Annotated in this window: 22 protein-coding genes; 11 read left to right on the top strand and 11 right to left on the bottom strand. The window is 73.9% G+C overall.

All coding sequences use genetic code 11. The annotated features are described in order from the left end of the window. Position 1: 1 nt before the first annotated feature. The 3 genes from ehuC to ehuA are packed head-to-tail and all read left to right on the top strand — an operon-like array spanning position 2 to position 2,230. Complete coding sequence (gene ehuC, locus AB0L25_RS30725) at positions 2 to 715, top strand: ectoine/hydroxyectoine ABC transporter permease subunit EhuC (protein WP_500176226.1); 714 nt, start codon at positions 2 to 4, stop codon at positions 713 to 715. Further along, a complete protein-coding gene (gene ehuD, locus AB0L25_RS30720; RefSeq protein ID WP_500176225.1) occupies positions 715 to 1,368 on the top strand; it encodes an ectoine/hydroxyectoine ABC transporter permease subunit EhuD in 654 nt (217 codons plus the stop codon). Before ehuC ends, ehuD begins: the two co-directional genes overlap by 1 nt. Next, positions 1,355 to 2,230: an ectoine/hydroxyectoine ABC transporter ATP-binding protein EhuA gene (gene ehuA, locus AB0L25_RS30715; protein ID WP_500176224.1), complete on the top strand. Its 876-nt coding sequence runs from the start codon at positions 1,355 to 1,357 to the stop codon at positions 2,228 to 2,230. Before ehuD ends, ehuA begins: the two co-directional genes overlap by 14 nt. A gap of 110 nt (positions 2,231 to 2,340) precedes the next feature. On the opposite strand, the gene AB0L25_RS30710 is transcribed toward ehuA, so the two are convergent. Continuing rightward, positions 2,341 to 2,994 carry an HD domain-containing protein gene (locus AB0L25_RS30710; RefSeq protein WP_500176223.1) on the bottom strand — a complete coding sequence of 218 codons (654 nt, stop codon included), beginning with the start codon at positions 2,992 to 2,994 and terminating at the stop codon, positions 2,341 to 2,343. Between the two features lie 101 nt (positions 2,995 to 3,095). On the opposite strand from AB0L25_RS30710, the gene AB0L25_RS30705 reads away from it, so the two are divergent. Genes AB0L25_RS30705 through AB0L25_RS30690 form a run of 4 tightly spaced genes read left to right on the top strand, consistent with a single transcriptional unit; the run spans position 3,096 to position 6,863 of the window. Continuing rightward, positions 3,096 to 4,136: a GlxA family transcriptional regulator gene (locus tag AB0L25_RS30705; RefSeq protein ID WP_500176222.1), complete on the top strand. Its 1,041-nt coding sequence runs from the start codon at positions 3,096 to 3,098 to the stop codon at positions 4,134 to 4,136. After that, on the top strand, positions 4,129 to 5,295 hold the full coding sequence (locus AB0L25_RS30700) for a thiolase family protein (RefSeq protein ID WP_500176221.1): 1,167 nt from the start codon (positions 4,129 to 4,131) through the stop codon (positions 5,293 to 5,295). Before AB0L25_RS30705 ends, AB0L25_RS30700 begins: the two co-directional genes overlap by 8 nt. A gap of 4 nt (positions 5,296 to 5,299) precedes the next feature. Next, positions 5,300 to 5,695: a Zn-ribbon domain-containing OB-fold protein gene (locus tag AB0L25_RS30695; RefSeq protein WP_500176220.1), complete on the top strand. Its 396-nt coding sequence runs from the start codon at positions 5,300 to 5,302 to the stop codon at positions 5,693 to 5,695. A 34-nt stretch (positions 5,696 to 5,729) separates the two neighbouring features. Beyond that, positions 5,730 to 6,863 carry an NAD(P)H-dependent flavin oxidoreductase gene (locus tag AB0L25_RS30690; protein ID WP_500176219.1) on the top strand — a complete coding sequence of 378 codons (1,134 nt, stop codon included), beginning with the start codon at positions 5,730 to 5,732 and terminating at the stop codon, positions 6,861 to 6,863. Between the two features lie 36 nt (positions 6,864 to 6,899). Here AB0L25_RS30690 and AB0L25_RS30685 read toward each other — a convergent pair whose 3' ends face one another. Next, on the bottom strand, positions 6,900 to 8,171 hold the full coding sequence (locus AB0L25_RS30685; protein WP_500176218.1) for a cytochrome P450: 1,272 nt from the start codon (positions 8,169 to 8,171) through the stop codon (positions 6,900 to 6,902). Between the two features lie 307 nt (positions 8,172 to 8,478). On the opposite strand from AB0L25_RS30685, the gene AB0L25_RS30680 reads away from it, so the two are divergent. Then, the gene (locus tag AB0L25_RS30680) at positions 8,479 to 8,880 is read left to right on the top strand and encodes an NUDIX hydrolase (RefSeq protein WP_500176217.1); all 402 of its coding nucleotides are present in this window, start codon (positions 8,479 to 8,481) and stop codon (positions 8,878 to 8,880) included. Positions 8,881 to 9,305: 425 nt separating this feature from the next. Here the strand turns inward: AB0L25_RS30680 and AB0L25_RS30675 are convergent, their stop codons facing one another. After that, positions 9,306 to 10,271 carry a CapA family protein gene (locus AB0L25_RS30675; RefSeq protein WP_500176216.1) on the bottom strand — a complete coding sequence of 322 codons (966 nt, stop codon included), beginning with the start codon at positions 10,269 to 10,271 and terminating at the stop codon, positions 9,306 to 9,308. A gap of 105 nt (positions 10,272 to 10,376) precedes the next feature. After that, positions 10,377 to 11,423 (bottom strand): SGNH/GDSL hydrolase family protein, encoded by a 1,047-nt coding sequence (locus tag AB0L25_RS30670; RefSeq protein WP_500176215.1) that lies wholly within the window; start codon positions 11,421 to 11,423, stop codon positions 10,377 to 10,379. A 96-nt stretch (positions 11,424 to 11,519) separates the two neighbouring features. Between AB0L25_RS30670 and AB0L25_RS30665 the strand changes: the two genes are divergently transcribed. Further along, the gene (locus tag AB0L25_RS30665; protein ID WP_500176214.1) at positions 11,520 to 12,119 is read left to right on the top strand and encodes a DUF4126 domain-containing protein; all 600 of its coding nucleotides are present in this window, start codon (positions 11,520 to 11,522) and stop codon (positions 12,117 to 12,119) included. On the opposite strand, the gene AB0L25_RS30660 is transcribed toward AB0L25_RS30665, so the two are convergent. Beyond that, positions 12,097 to 12,594, bottom strand: a complete 498-nt coding sequence (locus tag AB0L25_RS30660) for a GNAT family N-acetyltransferase (RefSeq protein ID WP_500176213.1) — start codon at positions 12,592 to 12,594, stop codon at positions 12,097 to 12,099. The two genes, AB0L25_RS30665 and AB0L25_RS30660, sit on opposite strands and share 23 nt — an antisense overlap. 48 nt (positions 12,595 to 12,642) lie before the next feature. Here AB0L25_RS30660 and AB0L25_RS30655 point away from each other — a divergent pair, with 48 nt between their 5' ends. Then, positions 12,643 to 13,509 carry a GNAT family N-acetyltransferase gene (locus AB0L25_RS30655; protein ID WP_500176212.1) on the top strand — a complete coding sequence of 289 codons (867 nt, stop codon included), beginning with the start codon at positions 12,643 to 12,645 and terminating at the stop codon, positions 13,507 to 13,509. Positions 13,510 to 13,652: 143 nt separating this feature from the next. Here the strand turns inward: AB0L25_RS30655 and AB0L25_RS30650 are convergent, their stop codons facing one another. Then, positions 13,653 to 14,267 carry a TetR/AcrR family transcriptional regulator gene (locus AB0L25_RS30650; protein WP_500176211.1) on the bottom strand — a complete coding sequence of 205 codons (615 nt, stop codon included), beginning with the start codon at positions 14,265 to 14,267 and terminating at the stop codon, positions 13,653 to 13,655. A gap of 56 nt (positions 14,268 to 14,323) precedes the next feature. On the opposite strand from AB0L25_RS30650, the gene AB0L25_RS30645 reads away from it, so the two are divergent. Beyond that, complete coding sequence (locus tag AB0L25_RS30645) at positions 14,324 to 15,112, top strand: SDR family NAD(P)-dependent oxidoreductase (protein WP_500176210.1); 789 nt, start codon at positions 14,324 to 14,326, stop codon at positions 15,110 to 15,112. Positions 15,113 to 15,157: 45 nt separating this feature from the next. Here AB0L25_RS30645 and uvrB read toward each other — a convergent pair whose 3' ends face one another. The 5 genes from uvrB to AB0L25_RS30620 all read right to left on the bottom strand — a co-directional run bounded on the left by uvrB (position 15,158) and on the right by AB0L25_RS30620 (position 21,848). Further along, the gene (gene uvrB, locus AB0L25_RS30640) at positions 15,158 to 17,275 is read right to left on the bottom strand and encodes an excinuclease ABC subunit UvrB (protein WP_500176209.1); all 2,118 of its coding nucleotides are present in this window, start codon (positions 17,273 to 17,275) and stop codon (positions 15,158 to 15,160) included. A gap of 130 nt (positions 17,276 to 17,405) precedes the next feature. Continuing rightward, positions 17,406 to 18,560: a sensor histidine kinase gene (locus tag AB0L25_RS30635; RefSeq protein ID WP_500176208.1), complete on the bottom strand. Its 1,155-nt coding sequence runs from the start codon at positions 18,558 to 18,560 to the stop codon at positions 17,406 to 17,408. Positions 18,561 to 18,709: 149 nt separating this feature from the next. Then, positions 18,710 to 19,312 carry a dephospho-CoA kinase gene (coaE, locus tag AB0L25_RS30630; RefSeq protein WP_500176207.1) on the bottom strand — a complete coding sequence of 201 codons (603 nt, stop codon included), beginning with the start codon at positions 19,310 to 19,312 and terminating at the stop codon, positions 18,710 to 18,712. A gap of 10 nt (positions 19,313 to 19,322) precedes the next feature. Next, positions 19,323 to 19,865 (bottom strand): GNAT family N-acetyltransferase, encoded by a 543-nt coding sequence (locus AB0L25_RS30625; RefSeq protein WP_500176206.1) that lies wholly within the window; start codon positions 19,863 to 19,865, stop codon positions 19,323 to 19,325. A 30-nt stretch (positions 19,866 to 19,895) separates the two neighbouring features. Then, positions 19,896 to 21,848 carry an endonuclease/exonuclease/phosphatase family protein gene (locus AB0L25_RS30620; RefSeq protein WP_500176205.1) on the bottom strand — a complete coding sequence of 651 codons (1,953 nt, stop codon included), beginning with the start codon at positions 21,846 to 21,848 and terminating at the stop codon, positions 19,896 to 19,898. Between the last annotated feature and the right edge of the window lie 139 nt (positions 21,849 to 21,987).

Genomic DNA, 21,987 nt, shown 5'->3' with positions numbered 1-21,987 from the left:
CGTGTCCGAGGTCCTCAGCAACGACCAGTGGCTCGAGGGCGCCGTCACGACCGTCCAGCTCACCGTCCTGGGCGCCCTGCTGGCGCTGGTGCTCGCCCTGGCCTTCGGCCTGGCGGGCACCTCGCGCCACACGTGGGTGCGGGTGCTCAACCGCGTCTACGTGGAGTTCTTCCGCGGGACGCCGGCGCTGGTGCTGCTGTACTGGTTCTTCTACGCGCTGCCCCTCGTCGGTTTCCGGTTCACCCCGATGCTCGCGGCGGTGCTCGCGCTCGGCCTGAACGTCGGCGCGTACGGCGCGGAGGTGGTGCGCGGCGCGCTCAACGCGGTGCCCAAGGCCCAGTACGAGGCCGCGATCGCGCTGAACTTCACGCCCTTCCAGCGGATGGTGCGCGTCCTGCTGCCGCAGGGCGTCGCGCTCATGCTGCCGCCGTTCGGCAACCTGCTCATCGAGCTGATGAAGGCGACGGCCATCGTCTCCCTGATCGGCCTGGTCGACCTGACGCGGGTGTCGAAGAACCTGCAGAGCAGCCTGGGTGACACCATCACGGTCTTCTCCGTCGTCCTCGTGTTCTACTTCGTGATCGCGCAGCTCCTGCAGCTGTTCGTCCGCTTCGCGGAACGCCGCGTCGACCGGATGCTCGGCCGCAGCGGCGGCAACGAGCCGTCGCTGAAGTCCGTCGCGGCGGGCGCCCCCGGGGCGGGGGTGACCGGCTGATGCAGTGGGACACCGGGTACGCCGTGGACGTCTTCCCGGCGCTGCTCGAAGGACTGCGGGTCACGGTCCTGGCGACGCTGATCGCGTACGCGATCGCCCTCGTCCTCGGGCTGGTGTGGACGCTGCTGCGGCGGGCGCCGAACGTGGTCGTCCGGCAGACGGTCCGGTGGGTGACCGAGTTCATCCGGTCGACGCCGCTGATCCCGCAGCTGTTCTTCGTCTACTTCGTCTTCCCGGACTGGGGCCTGACGCTCGAGTCGCTCACCGCCGGGATCATCACGCTGGGCGTGCACTACTCCACCTACACGGCGGAGGTGTACCGGGCGGGCATCGCCGACATCCCGAAGGGCCAGTGGGAGGCGTGCACCGCGCTCAACCTGCCGAGGTCGCGGGTGTGGCTGGACGTGATCCTGCCGCAGGCGGTCCGGCGGGTCATCCCGACCCTCGGGAACTATTTGATCGCGACGTTCAAGGACACCCCGATGCTGCTGGCGATCAGCGTCCACGAGGTGCTCTTCGTCGCGTTCGACGAGGGGGCCAAGACCCTGAAGTACCTGGAGCCGCTGACCGTCGCCGGACTGATCTTCGTCCTGGTCAGCGTGATCTCCTCGATCATCGTCCGCCGCCTGGAGACGCGTTATGCCACCAACTGACACCGCACCGGAAGCCCCGAATCCCGACGAGACCGAGGGCGTCTCCGCGCAGAAGGGCGAGGCCCCGGGCACGGCCGCCGGCAAGGCGTCCGACGCGCCCGGCATCCGCTTCGAGAAGGTGGTCAAGCGGTTCGGCGGCAACGTCGTGCTCCGCGAACTCGACTTCACCGTGCGGCCAGGCGAGCGCGTAACGCTCATCGGGCCGTCCGGGTCGGGCAAGACCACGATCCTGCGGCTGCTGATGACGCTCGAGAAGCTCGACGAGGGCGTCATCTGGATCGGCGACAACACCCTCTGGCACATGGACAAGGGGGGCAAGCTCGTCCCGGCCAACGAGAAGCACCTGCACGAGATGCGCAAGCAGGTCGGCATGGTGTTCCAGCAGTTCAACCTGTTCCCCAACATGAACGTGCTGCGCAACCTCACCGAGGGGCCCGTGCGCGTGCTGGGCGTGTCCAAGGACGAGGCCGTCGAGCGGGCCCGCGGCCTGCTGGACCTGGTCGGGCTGGCCGACAAGGAGAACGCCCACCCGAGCAGGCTGTCGGGCGGCCAGCAGCAGCGGGTCGCGATCGCGCGCGCCCTCGCCATGCAGCCCAAGGTCCTGCTGCTGGACGAGGTCACGTCGGCGCTCGACCCCGAACTGGTCGTCGGCGTCCAGGACCTGCTGCGGGACATCGCCCGCGAGAGCGACCTGACGATGCTGTGCGTCACGCACGAGATGCACTTCGCCAGGGACATCTCGGACCGGGTCCTGATGTTCGACCAGGGCCAGATCGTCGAGGAGGGCCCGCCGGACCAGATCTTCGGCGAGCCCACCGAGCAGCGCACGCGGGACTTCCTGCAGGCCGTCCTGGCCTCCTGACGCCCGCCTCCCGACACCTGCCTCACGTCACGTCCGCCCGCGTCCCCCGGCTTCGGGGGCGCGGGCGGACGTCCGATGCGGGAAGCGCCCGCGCATGGGACGGCGTCGGGTCAGGCGACTCCCGGCCACGCCTGCGCGGCGACGTCGGTGAATCTCGGCTCGGCCGCCTCGACGCCGCCCTGCCGGGCGAGCTCGGCGGGGAACGAGCCCTGCGGCGCCTTGCCCGGGTGGCGGGCGACCTGGCCGACGATCGCGTCGAGGAGCTCCATGCTCCCGCCCAGCCGGGGGAACGCCGCGTGCGCCCGGTCGGCGAGCCCGTCGGGGAGGGCGTCCGCGCCGAGCATGGCGACGTCGGTGCCGGCGCCAAGGTGGGTGAGCGCGATCTCGGGACGCATCCGGTGCGCGATGCCCGCGCTGGTGTGCAGCGCGATCGCCTCCCACACGAGCCGGACGCGCTCCTCCGCGAGCCCGTTCTTCCGCAGGAACGACGCGGCGAGGTCGGCTCCGTCCACGTCGAAGCGGGTGCGCGCGTCCGCCTCCGCCGTCAGGCCGGCGTCGTGCAGCAGGCACGCGAGGAGCAGCGCCTCGTCGTCGTAGTCGGCGCCCGGGCGCAGCCCTCGCCGTTCCCCGTGCGCCCGCCCGAACAGGTAGGTGCGGACGCTGTGCGCGGCGATGGTCTCGGTCCCGGTCGAGAAGACGTGGTCGTACGCCTTGCGGGTCAGGTCGGTGTCGGGGGCGTCGAACTCGGAGAAGAAGTCGGCCATGGCGGCTCCTCGGTCGGGTGTCGGTGGACACCGCCGATCGTCCGCCGGGCGACCGTCCTCCCGACAGTGGCCATCTTGCCGATGTGCGCTACGTTCTGGCCATGACGCCCCCGAGAGCGCACATCGTCGCCGTCCTCGCCCTGGACGGGGTCGTCCCGTTCGACCTGGCCGTCCCGGGGCAGGTGTTCGGGTCGACCACCACCGACCTGGGCGTCCCGCTGTACGAGGTGCGCGTGTGCGCCGGGCCGGACGGCGCGGCGACGTCGGGCGTGCTCGGCCGGATGCGGGTGGAGGCCCCGTTCGGGCTCGACGCGCTCGCGGGCGCCGACACGATCGTCGTGCCGGGCCACGACGACCCGTACGATCCGCCGGGCGAGGTGCTCGACGCGCTGCGGGACGCGTCGGCCCGGGGCGCGCGCGTCGCGAGCATCTGCGTCGGCGCGTTCGTCCTGGCCGCCGCCGGCCTGCTGGACGGGCGGCGCGCGACGACCCACTGGATGTACGCGCGGCGGCTGGCCCGGCGGTACCCGGAGGTCGAGGTCGACCCGGCCGTGCTGTTCATCGACGAGGGCGCGGTGCTGACCTCGGCCGGCGTCGCGGCGGGGATCGATCTGTGCCTGCACGTCGTCCGCCGGGACCACGGCGCGGCGGCCGCCGCCCGCACCGCCCGCCGGATCATCATGCCGCCGCAACGGGACGGCGGGCAGGCGCAGTTCATCCGGCACGCGGACCCGGCGGACGCCGGCACGGCGCTGCAGCCCGTCCTGGCGTGGCTGGAGGCGAATCTGCACCGGCCGCTGACGCTGGACGACATCGCGCGGCACACGTCCGTCAGCGTGCGGACGCTCAGCCGCCGGTTCCGGGAGCAGGCGGGGACGACGCCGCTGCGGTGGCTCGCGCGGGCGCGGGTGCGGCGGGCCCAGCAGCTGCTGGAGACGACGGACCTGCCGGTCGAGCGGGTCGCGGCCGAGTGCGGGTACGGGTCGGCGGTGACGCTGCGGGCCCACTTCGCGCGCGCCGTGGGCGCGTCCCCGCAGGCGTACCGGAGCACCTTCCGCGCCGCCCCGGCCGATCCCGCACCGAACGCGATTCGGTACCGTGGCCGGATGGACACGCGGGAGGGATGCACGACCGATGGGTGACGGCACGGCGATCGCAGGGCTCGGCATGACCGAGCTGGGCAAGGTGTACGGACGCAGCCCCCGCCGGCTCGCCGCGGACGCGGTGCGGCTCGCCGCGGCCGACGCGGGCCTCGCGCCGGGCGAGGTGGACGGGCTGATCGTCAGCCACGGGCTGGGGGGCTCCCCCGGCATCGAGCTGGCCGAGACGCTGGGGCTGCGCGACCTGCGGCTGCTGACGCAGATGAACGCGTTCGGCGCGACCGCCGGGGCGATGATCTCCTACGCGGCGATGTCGGTGCGCAGCGGCGCCGCGTCCGCGGTGGCGTGCGTCTTCGCGGACGCGCCGCTCAAGCCGAAGCAGTCGTCCGGCGCGGCGTACCACCGCGACGCGCGCGAGTGGTACGGGTTCGGCGGGATGACGGCCGCGCTCGGCCTGCGCAGCGTGAACGCGTTCTACGCGCTCGCGGCGCAGCGGCACATGGATCGCTACGGCACCACCAGCGAGCAGCTCGGCGCGATCGCCGTCGCGACGCGGGAGTGGGCGACCCGCAACCCGCTCGCGCAGATGCGCGACCCGATCACCCTCGACGACCACCAGCGCTCCCGCTGGGTCGCCGAGCCGCTGCACCTGCTCGACTGCTGCCTGGTTTCCAACGGCGCGATCGCGGTGATCGTCACGTCCGCCGAACGGGCGCGCGATCTCGCCCGTCCGCCCGTCCACCTGTGGGGATGGGGGCAGGGCCACCCGGGGCACCGCAAGGAGCGCGGCAGCGAGTGGGGGCTGACCACCGGCGCCGCCGCGTCCGGCGCCACCGCGATGAAGATGGCCGGGATCACCCCGTCGGACGTCACCGTGTGCGAGCTGTACGACTGCTACACGTACACGGTCCTGGTGTCGCTCGAGGACTACGGCTTCTGCGCGAAGGGCGAGGGCGGCGCGTTCGCCGCGTCCGGCGCCCTCGGCCCGGGCGGGTCGCTGCCGACCAACACCGGCGGCGGGCAGCTGTCGGCGTACTACATGTGGGGCATGACGCCGCTGTCGGAGGCCGTGATCCAGGCCCGGGGGGACGGCGGCGAACGGCAGGCGCCCGCCAACGACGTCATCCTCGTCAGCGGCAACGGCGGCATCCTCGACCACCACTCCACGCTGATCGTCAGCCCGCACCCGAAGGGAGCCTGACCCGATGGACATCGGCGTTCTGCGGCGCGACGGCCGCACCGACCCGTTCTTCGACGGCGCCGCCGCCGGCCGGCTCGTGATCAAGCACTGCGCGGCCTGCGACCGCTGGCTGCCCCCCGACGCGGGCGACTGCCCCGGCTGCGGGACGGACGAGCTGAACTGGGCGGAGGCGAGCGGCGACGCGTCGCTCGTCACGTGGACCGTCACGCACGGGCGCCCCGCCGCGGACGGCAGCGTCCCGCCCCCGGCGTTCCTGGCGCTGGTGGAGCTGGCCGAGGGGCCGTGGCTGCACGCCCGGCTGGACGGCGTCGACCGCGCGGAGCTGCGCGCGGGACTGCCGCTGCGCGCGGAGTTCACGGCCCCCGGCGAGGGCGAGTCCTACATGCTGTTCCGCCCCTAGACCGAATAACATTCGGTCCGCTAGCGTGCCCGGCATGGACACCGAGGTCTGCCGCCGGTTCGGCATCGAGTTCCCGCTGTTCGCCTTCAGCCACTGCCGCGACGTCGTCGCCGCCGTCACCAACGCGGGCGGCTTCGGCGTCCTCGGCGCGGTGGCCTACACGCCCGACCGGCTCGAGGAGGAGCTCCGCTGGATCGACGACCACGTCGGCGGACGGCCGTACGGCGTGGACGTCCTCGTCCCCGGCAAGATCGACGCATCGGCCGAGCGGGGCGGCGGGCTGGACGACATGCTCGCCGCGATCCCCGAGGAGCACTGGACCTTCCTCGCGGGCCTGTTCGAGAAGTACGACGTCCCGCTGCCGGACTTCGAGAAGGCGAAGCGCGCGAACGCCCGCGGCGGCACGCAGGTGACGAAGAAGGGCGCGTCCGAGCTGATCGACGTGTCCCTCGCCCATCCCATCGGGCTCATCGCCAGCGCGCTCGGCACTCCCCCGCCGCTCATGGTGGAGAAGGCCCGCGCGGCGGGCGTCCCGGTCGCCGCGCTAGTCGGCACCGCCGAGCACGCCCGCCGGCAGGTCGCCGCGGGCGCCGAGCTCATCGTCGCGCAGGGCGGCGAGGCCGGCGGGCACACCGGCGAGATCTCCACGATGGTGCTGGTCCCCGAGATCGTCGACGAGGTCGCGCCGGTGCCCGTCCTCGCGGCGGGCGGGATCGCGACGGGACGGCAGATGGCCGCGTCCCTGGCCCTCGGCGCGTCCGGCGTCTGGTGCGGCTCGGTGTGGCTCACCACCGAGGAGGCCGAGACCCCGCCCCCGGTCAAGGAGAAGATGCTCGCCGCGACGTCCCGCGACACGATCCGCTCCCGGTCCCGCACCGGCAAGCCCGCCCGGCAACTCCGGTCGGCCTGGACGGACGAGTGGGAGGGCCCCGCGAGCCCCGGCGCCCTCGGCATGCCGCTGCAGATGATCGTCGCCGAGGGCGCCATGCGGCAGATCAACAAGGTCGCCGAGTCCGGCAACCCGGGGGCCCGGCAGCTCGCGAACTACTTCGTCGGCCAGTGCGTCGGGCTGATGAACACCGTCAAGCCCGCCCGCCAGGTGGTCTACGACATGGTGCAGGAGTTCGCCGACGCCGTGGACCGCCTCAACCGGATCACCGAGGGCTGACCGGCCGCGCCCGCCCGGGCCCGTCCGGCCCCGCGCTCACGGCGCCGTGACCGGCGCGAACTCGAGGTGCAGCTCGTTGAGGCCGCGCAGGATGTAGGTCGGCTCGTAGGAGTAGCGGCGGTCGCCGGGCGGGCCGTGCTCGGCCTCGACGACGGCGATGCCGGACGTGCGGTCCAGGAACCGCTCGATGCTGACGCGGGCCTCGATGCGGGCGAGGGGACCGCCCGGGCAGGAGTGGACGCCGCGCCCGAACGCCAGGTGCTCGCGCACGTTGGGGCGGTCGACGCGGAACTCGTGCGGGCACTCGAACCGGGCGGGGTCGCGGTTCACCGCGCCGTTGAGCACCATCACCGTGGTCCCGGGGGCGACGTCGACGCCGCCGAGCGTCATGGGCGTCCGGGCGAGCCGGAAGCCGCTCTTGACCGGGCTCTCCATCCGCAGCGTCTCCTCGACGAACGCGGGCACGCGGTCGCGCTCGTCCCGCAGCAGCCGCTGCAGGTCGGGCCGGTCGGCGATGATCCGGAACGCGGAGGTGAGCAGCCGGGCCGTGGTGTCCTGCCCGGCCGCGAACAGGAAGCAGGCGACCCGGACCACGTCGGCCACCTCCGGCAGCGTGCCGTCGGGGAAGCGGGCGGTGGCCAGCGAGGTCAGCACGTCCTCGCGGGGTTCGCGGCGGCGGTCCTCGACGTAGGAGGTGAAGCGCTCCTCCAGGAACTCCAGCGGGTTGGCGATGGGCACCTCGCCGTTCTCCAGCGGCGCCGACCCGCTCGCGAGTTGCGCCCGGAAGCTCCGGTGGTCCTCCTCCGGCACGCCCAGCAGGTCCGCGATGACGAGCAGCGAGAACGGCTTGGCGTAGTCGCCCATCAGCTCGCACCGGCCCCGGTCGAGGAACTCGTCGATCTGGCGGTCGGCCAGGCGCCGCATGAACGCCTCGTTCTCCTGCAGCCGCCGCGGGGTCAGCAGCTTGCGCAGCAGCGCCCGGTGCGCGGTGTGCTGCGGACGGTCCAGGGTCACCAGGTGCTCGTTCATCGGGAAGTGGTCGCGGTACTTCTCGATCAGCGCGCCGATGTCGTCGCCCTCCGGCTCGAACGGCAGGGGCGGGAACGGCCCGGTCACGGCGTTGACGGACGAGTAGCCCGCGTGGTCCCGGAAGACCGCGACGGCCTCGTCGTAGCCGGTCACCGCGGCCACGCCGTGGTGGGGCTCGATCCGGACCGGGCACTTCCCCCGCAGGCGGTCGTAGTGGGGGTGGGGGTCGTCGATGAGGGACTCGTCCGTGAAGAGGTCAGGCTCGTCGAAGTCGCACAAGGGGGCCTCCGTCAAGGGGTCTGCCGGGGAGTTGCTCAGCGGCGCCGTCCATCTGCCGAGCAGGGGTTTGCGCTGGTCAGGGGGTTGCTTTGCGGTCAGGTTACGTTAACCGGAAGAGTCAAAACGACAGCGCGGGAGTAAGGCGCGGAGGCCGGCGGCCCCGCCCCGGCACGGCCGTCGCCGTGCGGGACGTCCGCTCCCGGCGCGATTCGGGGCGGCCGCGGCCCGGAACCCGACGGCGCCGGGTCGTGAGAATTGCGATGATGGAGGCGGGGGACGAACGACGGCGACCGACGGGGGAACCGGGTTGATCAAGACCATCGACAAGATCGCGTGGATTCATCTGGAGGACGGGAGGATCCTCAGCACCCGATCGCGCGGCAAGGACGTGTACTACCTCCCGGGCGGCAAGCGCGAGCCCGGCGAGACCGACCTCGACACCCTCGTCCGCGAGATCGAGGAGGAGCTCGCCGTCGCCATCGAGCCCGACACCGTCCGGCACTTCGGGACGTTCCGGGCGCAGGCGCACGGGCACGCGTGCGGCGTCACCGTCCGGATGACCTGCTACACCGCCGACCACCGCGGCACGCCCGTCCCGCGCAACGAGATCGAAGAGGTCGGCTGGCTGTCGTACCGCGACCGCGACCGGGTCTCCCCCGTCGACCAGATCATCTTCGACCGGCTGCACGAGGCCGGCGACCTGCGCTGAGACCGCGGCGGCGCTTCGGTTTCGCGGGCCGCCGGTCCCGCCGGGGCGATCGCGGCCGTCTTCGGCCGGGCCAGCGGCGCGACCGGGAAGGCGCACTCGCCCATGACGTCCAGCGGCTGCCGGCCGGTCGCCAGGACGCGCGGCCCGGGCGCGGCCGCCAGCAGCGCCTCGGCCAGCATCGCGCACTCGTCCACCAGGTGCTCGCAGGTGTCGAGGACGAGCAGCAGCGACCGGTCCGCCAGATGGTCGGCGAGCCGGGCCGCCGCGGGCTCGGCGCCCTCGTCGACGCCGAGCGCGTCGCAGACCGACTGCGCCGGCAGCGACGGCTCGGTCAGCCCGGACAGCCCCACGAAGCGGACGCCGTCGGCAAAGGCGTCCCGCGCGCTCGATCGTCCTCCGGCCGTGAGCGGGACGTCGCGCGGCCCTCAGGGCGCGATGGTCAGCGGCCCCCGCGCGCCGCGGGCCGCGACCTCGGTGCCGAACGCCGCGCAGGCCTCGGTGAGGCGGCCCGCGATCCAGGCGCGGTCGGCGCCGTCGGCGAGGCGGGTGCCGGCGTAGTCGAGGCTGAGCGGGATCGCCTCGATGCCGGACGGGCCGCGTTCGTCCAGGGTGACGCGGAAGAGCAGCCCCAGGTCGTTGCGGAGGAATCCGTTCACGGCGTAGTCGTCGATGAAGTCGCCGAGGTCGAACAGGACCGGGCCGGCGACGCCGTGGAACACGTGGGCGGAGTGCCCGGCGACCAGCGTGGCGCCCGCCTCCAGGAGCTCCGCGGCGGCCCGCCGTACGTACGGGAGCGGCTCGGACGTCATGTTCGGGCCCCAGTGCGGGGTGACGAGGACGGCGTCGTGGTAGGCGCGGAGATCCCGGACGAGGTCGAGAAGCCACGCGGGCGCGCCGGATTCGAGGTCGGCGTGGGCGACGCCCGGCCGGTCGGGCGCGGCGGCGAAGTCGGCGGGATGGTCGGTGACGCCGACGACCGCCAGGCGCAGGCCGCCGCACTCCAGGACGGCCGGTGTGCGCGCCTCGTCCCGGGTCCGTCCGGCGCCGACGGTCCGGACGCCCGCGGCGGTGAGGTGGCCGAGGGTGTCGGACAGGGCGTCGGGGCCGTAGTCGAGGGCGTGGTTGTTCGCGAGCGTGACGCAGTCGACGCCGAGGCCGGCGAGGACCTCGGCGGCGGCCGGCGGCGCGCGGAAGTGGAACGCCTTGTGCGCCGGGTCCCATCGCCGCCCGCGGTCGGAGACGCAGCATTCGAGGTTCAGGACGGCGAGGTCGGCCCCGGCGACGGCGTCGCGCACCCCGCCGGAGAACAGGCCGTCCGGGTCGGCGGCGACGCGTTCGGCGACGCCCCGCCCCAGCATCGTATCTCCGGCGAGGGCCAGCGTGACGGACATCGGAACCTCCCGTTCGGTCCCTACATGCCCGTTCCGCCGGGGACCGTCACACGGTTCACGCGAACCGGGTGACCTGGGCGTCGCCGGACGACTCGGCGACCCGGCTCAGGTGAGGGGGCGGCCGGGCCCCTTCTTGATCTGCTCGACGAACAGCCGCGCGAGGGCGTCGTGGCCCTTCGCGGTCGGGTGGAAGCTGCGCGGCTCGGCCTTGAACGCGGCCAGGTCGACGGTCAGCCCGTTCATGTACGGGTCGCGGCTGCCCGCCTCGTGGCCGGCGAACGCGCTGTAGGCGTCCACGAACTCGACGCTGCCGGGCGCGCCCGTCGCCGCGATCTCCGCGTCGGCCTCGGCGGCCGTCTTCTCGATCAGCTTCCCCAGCTCGTAGGTGCGGGCGTTCAGCCACCGCTGGTCTCCGACCGTGATGTTGTCGCCGGCCGCGCCCGCCACCTCCGAGAACGCCTTCGGGTAGCCCATCAGGACGATCCGGGCCCGCGGCGCCCGCTCCCGCAGCCGGTCGATCAGGGCGGGCAGCTCCTGCCGCAGCCCGGCCATCCGCGCGGCGATGTCGACGCCCTGCTCGGTGCAGGCGTCGCTCCACGGCAGCTTGACCACGCAGCCCGCGAGGATCTTGGAGAAGCCGACGTCGTTCCCGCCGATGCTGAGCGTGATCAGGCTGGTGCCGGCGCCGATCCGGCCGATCTGCGGGGGCTCGCCGCCCTTGCCGTCCAGGACGTCGTCGGTGGTCGCCCCGGAACAGGCCCAGAACGCGCTGCCCCCGGCGAACTCGAACGCCGCCGCGACCCCGTGGTAGTACGCCTCGGACGTCCGCTGGCAGCGGTTCAGCGGGTTGCGGTCGGCGACGGTGCCCTCGGCGCCGAGGCCGGACGAGTAGGAGTCGCCGAGCGCAACGTACCCGCCCCGCACGGCCGCCTGGACGGGGGTGACGGACGGCTTCTCCGCGACGACCGGGTCCGCGCGGACGTCCGGTGCGGGCTCGCGGCAGCCGCTCCCGAACACCTCGCACCGCACCGCCGGCAGCGCCACCAGCGGGACGACCGCCAGGGCCAGCAGCGCGACCAGCGCCACCGCGGAGAGCGTCCGATCGCCGAGCCGTCCTCGCAGACCTCGCAGCCACGCCCCCGGGCTCGTCATCGTCCCCCCTGTCCTCTTGTGCCGGACGCCTCCGCCCGGAACCCGGATGGGGGCGCCCACGTCCTAGGACCACAACGATACGGGGAGCCTTGGACGATGCTCGCGACCCTGACCGGCCTCGGCCTGTCGACCGCCGCCGGGTTGAACGCCTACATCCCGATGCTCGTCGTCGGGCTCCTGGCCCGCTTCACCGACCTGGTCCGGCTGCCCGCCGAGTTCGGGTGGCTGACGAACGGCTGGATCCTCGCGGGGCTCGCGGTGCTGCTCGCCGCCGAGGTCGTCCTGGACAAGATCCCGGCGGTCGACACGGTCAACGACGCCGTGCAGACGCTCGTCCGTCCGGCGGCGGGCGGGGCGGTGTTCGCCGCCACGGACGCGGCGGAGCGGGTGGACGCGCGGATCGAGACGTCGTCGTTCATGCAGGAGCACGCCTGGCTCGGCTGGGTGCTCGGCATCGTGGCGGCGCTGGCGGTGCACGCGGTCAAGGCGTCGGTGCGCCCGGTGATCGACGGCGGCACGTTCGGCTTCGGCGCGCCCGTCGTCAGCACGGCGGAGGACACCGCGTCGCTGGGCATGAGCCTGCTGGCGATCCTCGCCCCGATCGTCGCGCTGCTCCTGCTGCTGCTGACAGTGTGGACGGGCTACCGGCTGCTGCGGCGGAGGCGGCGGCGCGTCAGCGGACCGGCGCCCACATGACCACGCGCGGGCCCAGCCGGTGCAGGCCCGCCTCGATCTCGGCGTCCCAGTGCGCCCGCAGGCCCGGCCCCCAGCGCTCCGCGGGCAGCTCGGCGAACCCGTGCCGCTCATACCAGGGCATGTTCCACGGGACGTCCCGGAACGTCAGCAGGCCGACACCCGGCGCCCCGGCGTCCGCCGCGCGCGCGAGGACGGCCCGCAGCAGCGGCACGCCGATGCCCCGGCCGGTGAGGTCGGCGCGGACCGCGATCTGTTCCAGGTGGGCCGCGCCGTCGACGTCCCGGACCGCGGCGAAGCCCACCGGCGGGTCGCCCGCGACGATGATGTCGGCGTCCGTCCCGATCAGCTCCTCGATCACGGTGGGGCCCGGCGGGAACACGATGCCGACCTGCCCGAACACCCCGTCCGCGCCCCGCTCGATCTCCGGGAGGGCCGCCAGGTCCGCGTCGCGCGCCGTCCGCACCTCGAAGTCCATGGCGCGATCGTAGGGCGCCGGGGTCCCGGGGGACGATCGGATATCCGGGTGCACGAGCGGTACGGCGTCGTCCAGACTGGGGCGATGGGCTGGACGCTGACGCGCGATCTCGACACCTTCCTCGCCGACGCCGGACCGTTCATGCACGCCGACCCGGCCGTCCACACGGTGGCGCTCACGGTCACCGCCACCATGCGCGCCCAGGAACCGGGCGACCGCGAGGACGTCCTGTTCGCCTCCTGGACCCGCGACGGCCGCGTCGAGGGCATCGCGCTGTGGACGCCGCCGCGCCCGCCGCTGCTCGGCTGCCCGCCGGACGCGGCCCGCGAACTCGCGGGCGTCCTGCCGGAGCCCGTCGGCGGCGTGCACGCCAACCCGGAGACCGCCGAGGCGTTCACGGACGCCTGGCGGCGCCGGACGGGCGGCTCGGCCCGCGTCACCATGCGGCAGCGCCTCTACCGGCTCGGCACGCTCGCCGCCCCCGACCCGGCGCCGCCCGGCACGGCCCGGATCGCGACCGCCGCCGACCGCGACGTCGCCGGCGCGTGGTTCGTCGCGTTCAGCGAGGAGGACGAGGAGCACGGCCCGGCGAACCTCGCCGCCCTCGACGACCGCATCGCCACCGGCGGCCTCGCCCTGTGGGAACGCGGCGGGACGCCGGTGTCGATGGCCGCGCGCACCCGGATCGTCGCCGGGATGGCCCGCGTCGCGCCCGTCTACACGCCCCCGGAGCACCGCCGCAACGGCTACGGCGCCGCCGTCACCGCCGCCGTGACCCGCTCCGCCCTCGACACCGGCGCGCGCGAGGTCGTCCTGTTCACCGACCTCGCCAACCCGACGAGCAACGCCATCTACCGCCGCCTCGGCTACCGCCCCGTCGAAGACCGCACGATCATGACCTTCACCCCCGCCTGACCCACCCGCCCGCAACCCCCTCGCCCCACGGCGCGACACGCGACTCACGCCCCGCGCCCGACGTCCCGCGGCTGGGGCCGGGCTCCCCGCCGCTCACGGCTCGGGCTCGCACCTCGCGCCGACGTCCCGTGGTCTGCGGGGGTTCAGGGTCGGGGGGTCGGGCGGAGGCCGGCGGTGAGTTCTCGCATGCAGCGGACGGCGAGGGCGGCGGGGGAGCCGGGGCCGGTGGGCGGGGCGTCGCCGCGCGCCCAGGTCTCGACCGCGATGCGGATGGCGGCGGTCGCGGCAGCGGCGGCGACGCGCGCCTCGAGGGGGTCGGCGCCGTCCGCGCGGTCGGCGAGGATCCGGACGAGGCGCCGCTCGGACTCGTCGTTCACGCGGAGCCACACCGCGCGGAGCGCGGGGTCGCCGTCGGCGGCGCGCAGCAGGCCGCGCGTCCAGCCGTAGGACTCGGCGGTCGTGGCGTCGGCGGTGGTGAGCGCCCGTTCGGCCGCGCCCTCGAGGGCGCGGACGGTGGGGATGTCGGGCGGCGTCGCGGCGAGCAGGTCCAGCCAGCGCTGGGCGCCGATGGACAGCAGCGGCGCGACGGCGTCCTGCTTCGTGGGGAAGTAGCGGTAGAAGGTGCGCAGCGAGAGGCCGGCGCGGTCGGCGATGGCCTCGACGGTCGTCCCGCCCGAGCCGCGCTCGGCGAACAGGGACGCGGCGGCGCGCGCGATCTCCAGCTCGGTGGCGGCCTTGCGACGCTCGGTGAGGTTCACATCCCCACTCTAGGCATAAAGTCTCAGTGTGGCACGTTGTGCCATGTAGACATTCCATGCAGAGGGAGGACGACATGGAGCGGTTCGACGGCCGCCGGGTGATCATCACGGGTGCGGGCTCGGGCATCGGGCAGGCCACCGTGCTGCGGATCCTCGCCGAGGGCGGGCGCGTCGCGGCGTTCGACGTGAACGAGGAGGGGCTCGCCGAGACGGCGAAGCGCGCCGGTTCGGCCGGGCACGCGGACCGGCTCACGACGGCGCGCATGGACGTCGCGGACGAGGACGCGGTGCGGGCGGGCGTCGGGGACGCCGTGCGGGAGCTGGGCGGCCTGGACGCGCTCGTCAACGCCGCCGGGATCCTGCGCTCGGCGCACACGCACGAGACGACGCTCGAGTTCTGGAACACCGTCCTGCGGGTGAACCTCACCGGGACGTTCCTGGTGACGCGGGAGGCGCTGCCCGCGCTGCTGGAGTCCGGCCGGGGCGTGGTGGTGAACTTCAGCTCGACGTCCGCGAGCTTCGCGCACCCCTACATGGCGGCGTACGCGGCGTCCAAGGGCGGGATCCAGTCGTTCACGCACGTGCTGGCGAGCGAGTACGCCAAGCAGGGGCTGCGGGCCGTGGCGGTGGCGCCCGGCTCGATCAGCAGCGGCATGACGACCGGGCGCGGCCCCGGGCTGCCGGACGACGCCGACATGAGCCTGTTCGTGAAGCTGGCGCCGGCCATCGGCAAGGGCTTCGCGGGGCCCGAGACGGTCGCGGGCGTGGTCGCGATGCTGGCGTCCGACGACGGCGCGTTCGTCACCGGCACCGAGCTGCGCATCGACGGCGGCACCCACATGTGACGCGCACCGGACGGGCCCGCGGCGTGCGGGCCCGTCCGGGCCGGGTCAGCTGACGCCGGCCTCCTTCATCTCGCGGAGCTCCCGCTTGAGCTCCTTGATCTCGTCGCGGAGCCGGGCGGCGAGCTCGAACTGCAGGTCGGCGGCGGCCTGGTGCATCTGCTCGGTCATCTGCTCGATGAGGCCCTCGAGCTCCTCGCGGGGCCGCTCCCCCACCAGGTCGGCGGCGTGCCGGCCGACCTCCGCGGTGCGGGACGCCAGCCCGGGGACGGGCGCCTTGCCGCGGGACTGCTGCCGACCCGCGCCGCCGATGAGCGTCTCGGTGTCGGCGTCCTCGCGGGCGAGAGAGTCGAGGATGTCGGCGATCCGCTTGCGCAGCGCCCGCGGCTCGATGCCGTGCTCGGTGTTGTACGCCTGCTGCTTGGCGCGCCGCCGGTTGGTCTCGTCGATCGCCCGTTCCATCGACGGGGTGACCGTGTCGGCGTACATGTGGACCTGCCCGGACACGTTCCGCGCGGCGCGGCCGATCGTCTGGATGAGGGACGTGTCCGAGCGGAGGAAGCCCTCCTTGTCGGCGTCGAGGATCGCGACGAGCGACACCTCCGGCAGGTCGAGGCCCTCACGGAGCAGGTTGATGCCGACCAGCACGTCGAAGTCGCCGGCGCGCAGCTCGCGGAGCAGCTCGATGCGGCGGAGGGTGTCGACCTCGCTGTGCAGGTACCGGACCTGGATGCCGAGTTCGAGCAGGTAGTCGGTGAGGTCCTCGGCCATCTTCTTGGTGAGCGTGGTGACCAGGACGCGCTCGTCGCGTTCGGTCCGCTCCCGGATTTCGTGGACGAGGTCGTCGATCTGCCCCTTCGTCGGCTTCACGACGATCTCGGGGTCGATCAGCCCGGTGGGCCGGATGACCTGCTCGACGACGTCGCCCTGCACGCGTCCCATCTCGTACGGGCCGGGCGTCGCCGACAGGTACACCGTCTGCCCGATCCGCTCGAGGAACTCCTCCCACTTCAGCGGGCGGTTGTCCATCGCGGACGGCAGCCGGAACCCGTGCTCGACCAGCATCCGCTTGCGGGACGCGTCGCCCTCGTACATCGCGCCGATCTGCGGGACGGTCTGGTGCGACTCGTCGATGACGAGCAGGAAGTCCTCGGGGAAGTAGTCGAGGAGGGTGTTGGGCGCCGTCCCGGCGCCGCGGCCGTCGATGTGCCGCGAGTAGTTCTCGATGCCGGAGCAGGTGCCGACCTGCCGCATCATCTCGATGTCGTAGTTGGTGCGCATCCGCAGCCGCTGCGCCTCGAGCATCTTGCCCCGCCGCTCCATCTCGGCGAGGGTCGTCTCGAGCTCGGCCTCGATGTCGCGGATCGCCCGCTCCATCCGCTCCGGGCCGGCGACGTAGTGGGAGGCGGGGAAGACGTACAGTTCCTCGTCCTCGGTGATCACCTCGCCGGTCAGCGGGTGCAGGGTGGCGAGCTTCTCGATCTCGTCGCCGAACATCTCGATCCGGACGGCGAGCTCCTCGTACTGCGGGATGATCTCGATGGTGTCGCCCCGCACCCGGAACGTGCCCCGGGTGAACGCGAGGTCGTTGCGCGAGTACTGCATCTCCACGAGCCTGCGCAGCAGCTCGTCCCGGTCGATCTCCTGCCCGACGTGCAGCCGCACCATCCGGTCGACGTACTCCTGCGGGGTGCCGAGGCCGTAGATGCACGACACGGACGCGACGACGACGGTGTCGCGCCGCGTCAGCAGCGAGTTCGTCGCCGAGTGCCGCAGCCGGTCGACCTCGTCGTTGATCGAGGAGTCCTTCTCGATGTAGGTGTCGGTCTGCGGGATGTACGCCTCGGGCTGGTAGTAGTCGTAGTACGACACGAAGTACTCGACGGCGTTGCCGGGCAGCATCTCGCGCAGCTCGTTGGCGAACTGGGCGGCGAGGGTCTTGTTCGGCTGCATGACGAGCACGGGCCGCTGCAGCTTCTCGATCAGCCACGCGATCGTGGCGGTCTTGCCGGTGCCGGTCGCGCCGAGCAGCACCGCGTCCTTGTCGCCGCGGTCGACGCGTGCGGCGAGCTCGGCGATCGCCTGCGGCTGGTCGCCCGACGGCGTCATCTCGGTGACGACCTCGAACGGCGCCACACGGCGCCGCAGATCCGTGACAGGCCGCATTCGTCCCCTCCCCTGGTCTCTTCCCCACTGTATTCAGGGGGTCCGACATTCGGTATCCGAGCGGCCGGGCCCCAGGTCGCACGCCGTTCCCTGGGCGCGCTCCCACGGCGCCGCCGCCGGAGCCCGGCCGCTAGGACGCGGGCAGCGGCAGCCGCGCGCGGACCGCCCAGCCGCCGTCCAGCGGCCCGGCCTCGAACCCGCCGCCGAGGGCCGTGACCCGCTCCCGCATCCCCACCAGGCCGTTCCCGCCGCTCGGCAGCGCGTGCTGGGGCGCCGCCGTCGGGACGCCGTTGACGACCTCCACCTCGACGGCCTCGGGCTGCAGGACGAGCGCCACCCGGGTGTCGGCGGCGCCCGCGTGCTTGTGGACGTTCGTCAGCGCCTCCTGGACGAGCCGGTACACCGTGCGTCCCACGGCGGGCGGCATCGGCCGCTCCTCGCCCTGCACGGCCAGGTCCACCCGCAGCCCCGCGGCGCCCGACTGCCCCACCAGCTCCCGGACGTGCTCCAGCGTCGTGTTCTCCTGCGGGAGGACCTCCTCGCCCTGCCGCAGGACCCCGATGACGTGCCGCAGCTCGTCCAGGGCCTGCCGGCCCATGTCCCCGATCACGGTGGCGGTCTCGGCGGCGCGGGCGGGGTCGCGGGCGGCGATCGCCCGCAGCGCCCCGGCGTGCACCACCATGACGCTGATCCGGTTGGCCACCACGTCGTGCATCTCCCGCGCGATACGGGTGCGCTCCTCGCCCCGCGCGCGCTCTGCGAGAAGGTGGCGTTCGCGCTCCAGCCGAGCCGCCCGCTCCTGCAGCGACGCCAGCAGCTGCTTGCGCGCCCCCATGTACAGGCCCAGCAGGACCGGGACGGCGATGAACGCGACCGCGTAGATCGCGCGGACGCCGATGGAGTCGGTGCCGGTCGCCGGGGCGGGGAACACGACCGACAGGACGTACCCGACGACCGCGACCGACACGATCGTCCGCCGGGAGATCGCGTAGGCGGCCAGCGAGTAGAGCATGATGAGGAAGCCGAGCGCGCCGCCGCCGGTGACCGTGCTGAACGCCACCACGAACACCGCCAGCCCGACCGGATGCAGCCGCCGGACGATCAGCGCGAGCCCCACGACGACGCTCGCCGCCGAGACCGCCCACGGCGGGAGCCAGAAGTCCTGCTGGGGCGTGAACCACAGGAGCACGGCGTCGGCGGCGGCCGCCGACACGGCGATGACGACGTCGAGCGCGCGCGAACGCCGCGTCGCCCACGCCGTCCGCCACCATCCCCCGGGGTGCATAGCGACGAGCCTATAGCGGCGCGCCGCATGCCACCGGCCGCCCGTGACGAAGGCGACAGATCGCCCGGACCGGCCGCCCGCCGGACCGTGCGCCTCGGGCGGAAAAGGGGCACGGACCTCCGCCGCAAGACCTCCGCCGCGGCGGCGGCTCAGGCCCGCGCGGCGCGGGCGGCGAGGGTCTCCCAGAGGGCGTCGACCTGCGCGTGCAGCTTCTCGAGATCGCCCGAGTTGTCGATGACGTGGTCGGCGACGGCGCGGCGCTCGTCCCGCGACGCCTGGTTCGCCATGCGGGCGCGCGCGTCGGCCTCCGTCATGCCGCGGCGGGACGTCAGCCGGTCGAGCTGCGCCTCCTCGGGGGCGTCGACCACCACGACGACGTCGTACATGCCCTTGAGCCCGTTCTCGACCAGCAGCGGGACGTCGTAGACCACCACGGCGTCGGCGGGGGCGGCGTCCATGAGCTCCTGCATCCGCTCCCCCACCAGGGGGTGGACGATCGCGTTGAGCGCGGCGAGGCGGTCGGCGTCGTGGAACACGATCGACCCGACCTTCGCGCGGTCGAGCCCGCCCGACGGCAGCAGCACGCCGTCGCCGAACTCGCGGACGACCGCGGCCAGGCCGGGCGTGCCGGGCTCCACGACCTCCCGCGCGATCCGGTCGGCGTCGATCACCACCGCGCCGTGACCGCTCAGCCGCGCCGACACCTCGCTCTTGCCCGACCCGATTCCGCCGGTGAGTCCCACTTTCAGCATGGAACGAACCCTAGGCCCCGGCCGGCGCGGCCGGGGCGGCGGTCCCGCCCGCCGCGGGCGGCGCGGCCTCCACGGGTTCGAGGGGCTTGCGCATGTGCACGTACGTGAGGTGCGCGGCGACCCGCTCCCGGCGCGTCTCCCGGTAGCCGACCCGCCGGTACAGCCGCAGGTTCCCGTCGCTGAGGTGGCCGGTGGCGAGCGCGCACGCGTCGGCGCGGCCCGCCGCCGCGTCCTCGACCGCCCGCAGGAGCCGCCCGCCGATCCCGCGGCCCTGCAGGTCGGGCGCCACGACGAGGCGCCCGACCAGGCACGTCCGGTCGTTGAACCGGGCGCGGACGGCACCGGCGAGACGTCCGTCCAGCACCGCCTTCAGCACCAGCCCGTCGGCGTCCCGCAGGGCCGCGCGGATCTGGTCGAGCGACTCCACGAGCGGCGGGATGAACGGGTCGCCGTACAGCTGCGCCTCGGTCAGGTAGGCGGCCCGCTGGACGGTCAGGATCTCCCCGGCGTCCGGGGGGCCGGCCGCCTCGATGACGGCCGTCGCGTCGCTCATGCGCACGACCCTAGCGGCCCGCCCCCGCCGCTACCGCTGGATCCGGACGGTCACCGCGACCGGGTAGTGGTCGGACGCGTCGGACTTCGGCACGTCGTAGTCGGAGAACAGGATGCCGTCCGAACCGAAGATCCAGTCGTGCCGGTCCCCGTCCGGGGTGGTCGGGGCCGGGTCGGCGCCGATCACGGCCGTGCGCAGGTCGGTGCCGCGCGTCATCCGCGACAGCTCGGGGCTGCCGGGGCCGGTGTTGAAGTCGCCGCCGATCACCGTGCGGGGCGCGCCGCCCCACGCGCGCAGCAGCGCCGCGATCTGCAGCTCGCGCACGTCGCCGTTGTCGTCGCCGCCCTCGAGGTGCGTGGACCACACGTCGATCGTGGTCTCGCCGACGCCGAGCCGCGCCCACACGTACCCGCGGATCTGCGACCAGTCGCCCTTCGGCATGCGGGCGGTCCCGGAGCTGACGACCGGCAGCGACGTGAGGATCGCGTTGCCGAACTGGCCGTCGGCGGCGGGCCCCCAGATCAGCTTCATGCCGAGGCGCCGCGACAGCCACACCCCGACGTCGGCGGTGCCGGACAGCAGCGAGCCCCGCCCGGCCTCCTGCAGCAGGACGACCTGCGGCTTCTGCTGCTCGATGGTGCGGGCGATGCCCTCGGGGTCGAGCCGGCCGTCCTGGTTGACCGCATCGTGCACGTTGTAGCTCATGATCCGGACCCGGCCCTCGCCGGGCGCCGCCTGCGCCGTCCCGTCCGGGACGGCGACCGTGAAGACGACCGTGCCGGCCAGCAGCGCGAGGGACGCGGCCCCGGCGGTGAGCGCCCGCAGCGGGGCGCGCGCGGGCAGCGGGCCGCCGCGGGCGGCGGTGATCGCCGCGAGCGCGCCCAGCGCGATCCCGGCGACGCCGGGCAGCAGGTTGTTCGGGAACGGCATCGGCAGCAGCGCGCTGACCTGGTACGGGACGAGGATCACCGCGATGAGGAAGCCGCCGAGGGCCGCGCCGACGTCGATCCGCAGCACCGAGCCGCCCGTCCCGGCGCGGCGCAGCGGCGCCCGGCACGCGACGGCCAGCAGCCAGGCCGACAGCACCTGGCCGAGGATCACGATCGGGACGACCTCGATCCCGGAGATCGCGTACGTGCCGGCGACGGCGCCCGCGCCGACGCCCAGCACCGTCCCGCCGAGCACGCACACGCCGCCCGGCACCGCCCGCACCGCGAGGCCGGAGGCGAGGAACGCGAGCGCGAGGCCCTGCCCGACGACGATCGTGACGTGCGCCGCCGTCAGGGACCGCCAGCCGGACGACGCGACGAACGCGGGGCTGGACAGCACGAGCACCTGCAGCGCGAGGAACGGCCCGAACGCCGCGGCGCCCAGGGCGTCCCGCCAGGAGATGCCGGGGGCCGTCACCGGCCCGGACCGCAGTTCCCGGTACAGGGCGGCCGCGCCGAGCCCGACGAACGTCAGGCACGCGATCCAGGGGCCGATCCCGGACCGCCACACCGGGTCCCAGGTGGCGAAGCACATCCGGACGGCCGCGTCGGCCGACAGCCCGGCGACGGTCGCGGTGGCGAACCCGACCCCGGACAGGCCGCGGGCGCCCTCGTAGAGCGCCGCCACCGCGATCATGCCGATCGCGGCGCCGATGAACACCAGCCAGGTGCGCGGGTCGATGAGCTGCGCGAGGAGCCGGACGGCGAGCAGCCCGCCGACTCCGGTGAGCAGCAGGCCGCGCGGCCCGGCGGCGCGGCGGATCAGCGGCGCGGCGAATCCGGCCAGGTAGACGATCAGCACCGCGACGCCGGCGACGCCCATGCCGGCGCTGTCGGCGAAGTTGTCGAGCTGCGGGAGCGAGAAGCGCAGGGTCTGCGCCAGCACCGCCACCGTGATCGCGATCAGCGCGAGCCGGGCCGGGCCGGGCGGGACGATCGACGGGCCGGACACCGCCGGGCCGCCCGTCTTGAATTCTGCCTCTGTGCTGGCCACTTGTTCGAGTGCTCCAGGGGGACGAGCGTGTCTGAGGGGTCGGGGTAACGAGATCACGGCCGGGGGCCGATCCGTGAAGATCGGCCCCCCGCCCGGATCAATGGGTCATCGGCGGGGGGGGCCCCCCGCCCCCGCCGGG

Source organism: Spirillospora sp. NPDC052242 (assembly GCF_040679555.1).
Lineage (GTDB): Bacteria > Actinomycetota > Actinomycetes > Streptosporangiales > Streptosporangiaceae > Spirillospora.
This window is presented reverse-complemented; position numbering and strand designations above follow the sequence as displayed.

What these genes read in the sequence shown, in the direction of transcription:
- ehuD (WP_500176225.1), top strand. Translation starts at nt 715, where the DNA reads ATGCAGTGGGACACCGGGTACGCCGTGGACGTCTTCCCGGCGCTGCTC.
- ehuA (WP_500176224.1), top strand. Translation starts at nt 1,355, where the DNA reads ATGCCACCAACTGACACCGCACCGGAAGCCCCGAATCCCGACGAGACC.
- AB0L25_RS30710 (WP_500176223.1), bottom strand. Translation starts at nt 2,994, where the DNA reads ATGGCCGACTTCTTCTCCGAGTTCGACGCCCCCGACACCGACCTGACC.
- AB0L25_RS30705 (WP_500176222.1), top strand. Translation starts at nt 3,096, where the DNA reads ATGACGCCCCCGAGAGCGCACATCGTCGCCGTCCTCGCCCTGGACGGG.
- AB0L25_RS30700 (WP_500176221.1), top strand. Translation starts at nt 4,129, where the DNA reads ATGGGTGACGGCACGGCGATCGCAGGGCTCGGCATGACCGAGCTGGGC.
- AB0L25_RS30695 (WP_500176220.1), top strand. Translation starts at nt 5,300, where the DNA reads ATGGACATCGGCGTTCTGCGGCGCGACGGCCGCACCGACCCGTTCTTC.
- AB0L25_RS30690 (WP_500176219.1), top strand. Translation starts at nt 5,730, where the DNA reads ATGGACACCGAGGTCTGCCGCCGGTTCGGCATCGAGTTCCCGCTGTTC.
- AB0L25_RS30675 (WP_500176216.1), bottom strand. Translation starts at nt 10,271, where the DNA reads ATGTCCGTCACGCTGGCCCTCGCCGGAGATACGATGCTGGGGCGGGGC.
- AB0L25_RS30670 (WP_500176215.1), bottom strand. Translation starts at nt 11,423, where the DNA reads ATGACGAGCCCGGGGGCGTGGCTGCGAGGTCTGCGAGGACGGCTCGGC.
- AB0L25_RS30665 (WP_500176214.1), top strand. Translation starts at nt 11,520, where the DNA reads ATGCTCGCGACCCTGACCGGCCTCGGCCTGTCGACCGCCGCCGGGTTG.
- AB0L25_RS30660 (WP_500176213.1), bottom strand. Translation starts at nt 12,594, where the DNA reads ATGGACTTCGAGGTGCGGACGGCGCGCGACGCGGACCTGGCGGCCCTC.
- AB0L25_RS30645 (WP_500176210.1), top strand. Translation starts at nt 14,324, where the DNA reads ATGCAGAGGGAGGACGACATGGAGCGGTTCGACGGCCGCCGGGTGATC.
- uvrB (WP_500176209.1), bottom strand. Translation starts at nt 17,275, where the DNA reads ATGCGGCCTGTCACGGATCTGCGGCGCCGTGTGGCGCCGTTCGAGGTC.
- AB0L25_RS30635 (WP_500176208.1), bottom strand. Translation starts at nt 18,560, where the DNA reads ATGCACCCCGGGGGATGGTGGCGGACGGCGTGGGCGACGCGGCGTTCG.
- coaE (WP_500176207.1), bottom strand. Translation starts at nt 19,312, where the DNA reads ATGCTGAAAGTGGGACTCACCGGCGGAATCGGGTCGGGCAAGAGCGAG.
- AB0L25_RS30625 (WP_500176206.1), bottom strand. Translation starts at nt 19,865, where the DNA reads ATGAGCGACGCGACGGCCGTCATCGAGGCGGCCGGCCCCCCGGACGCC.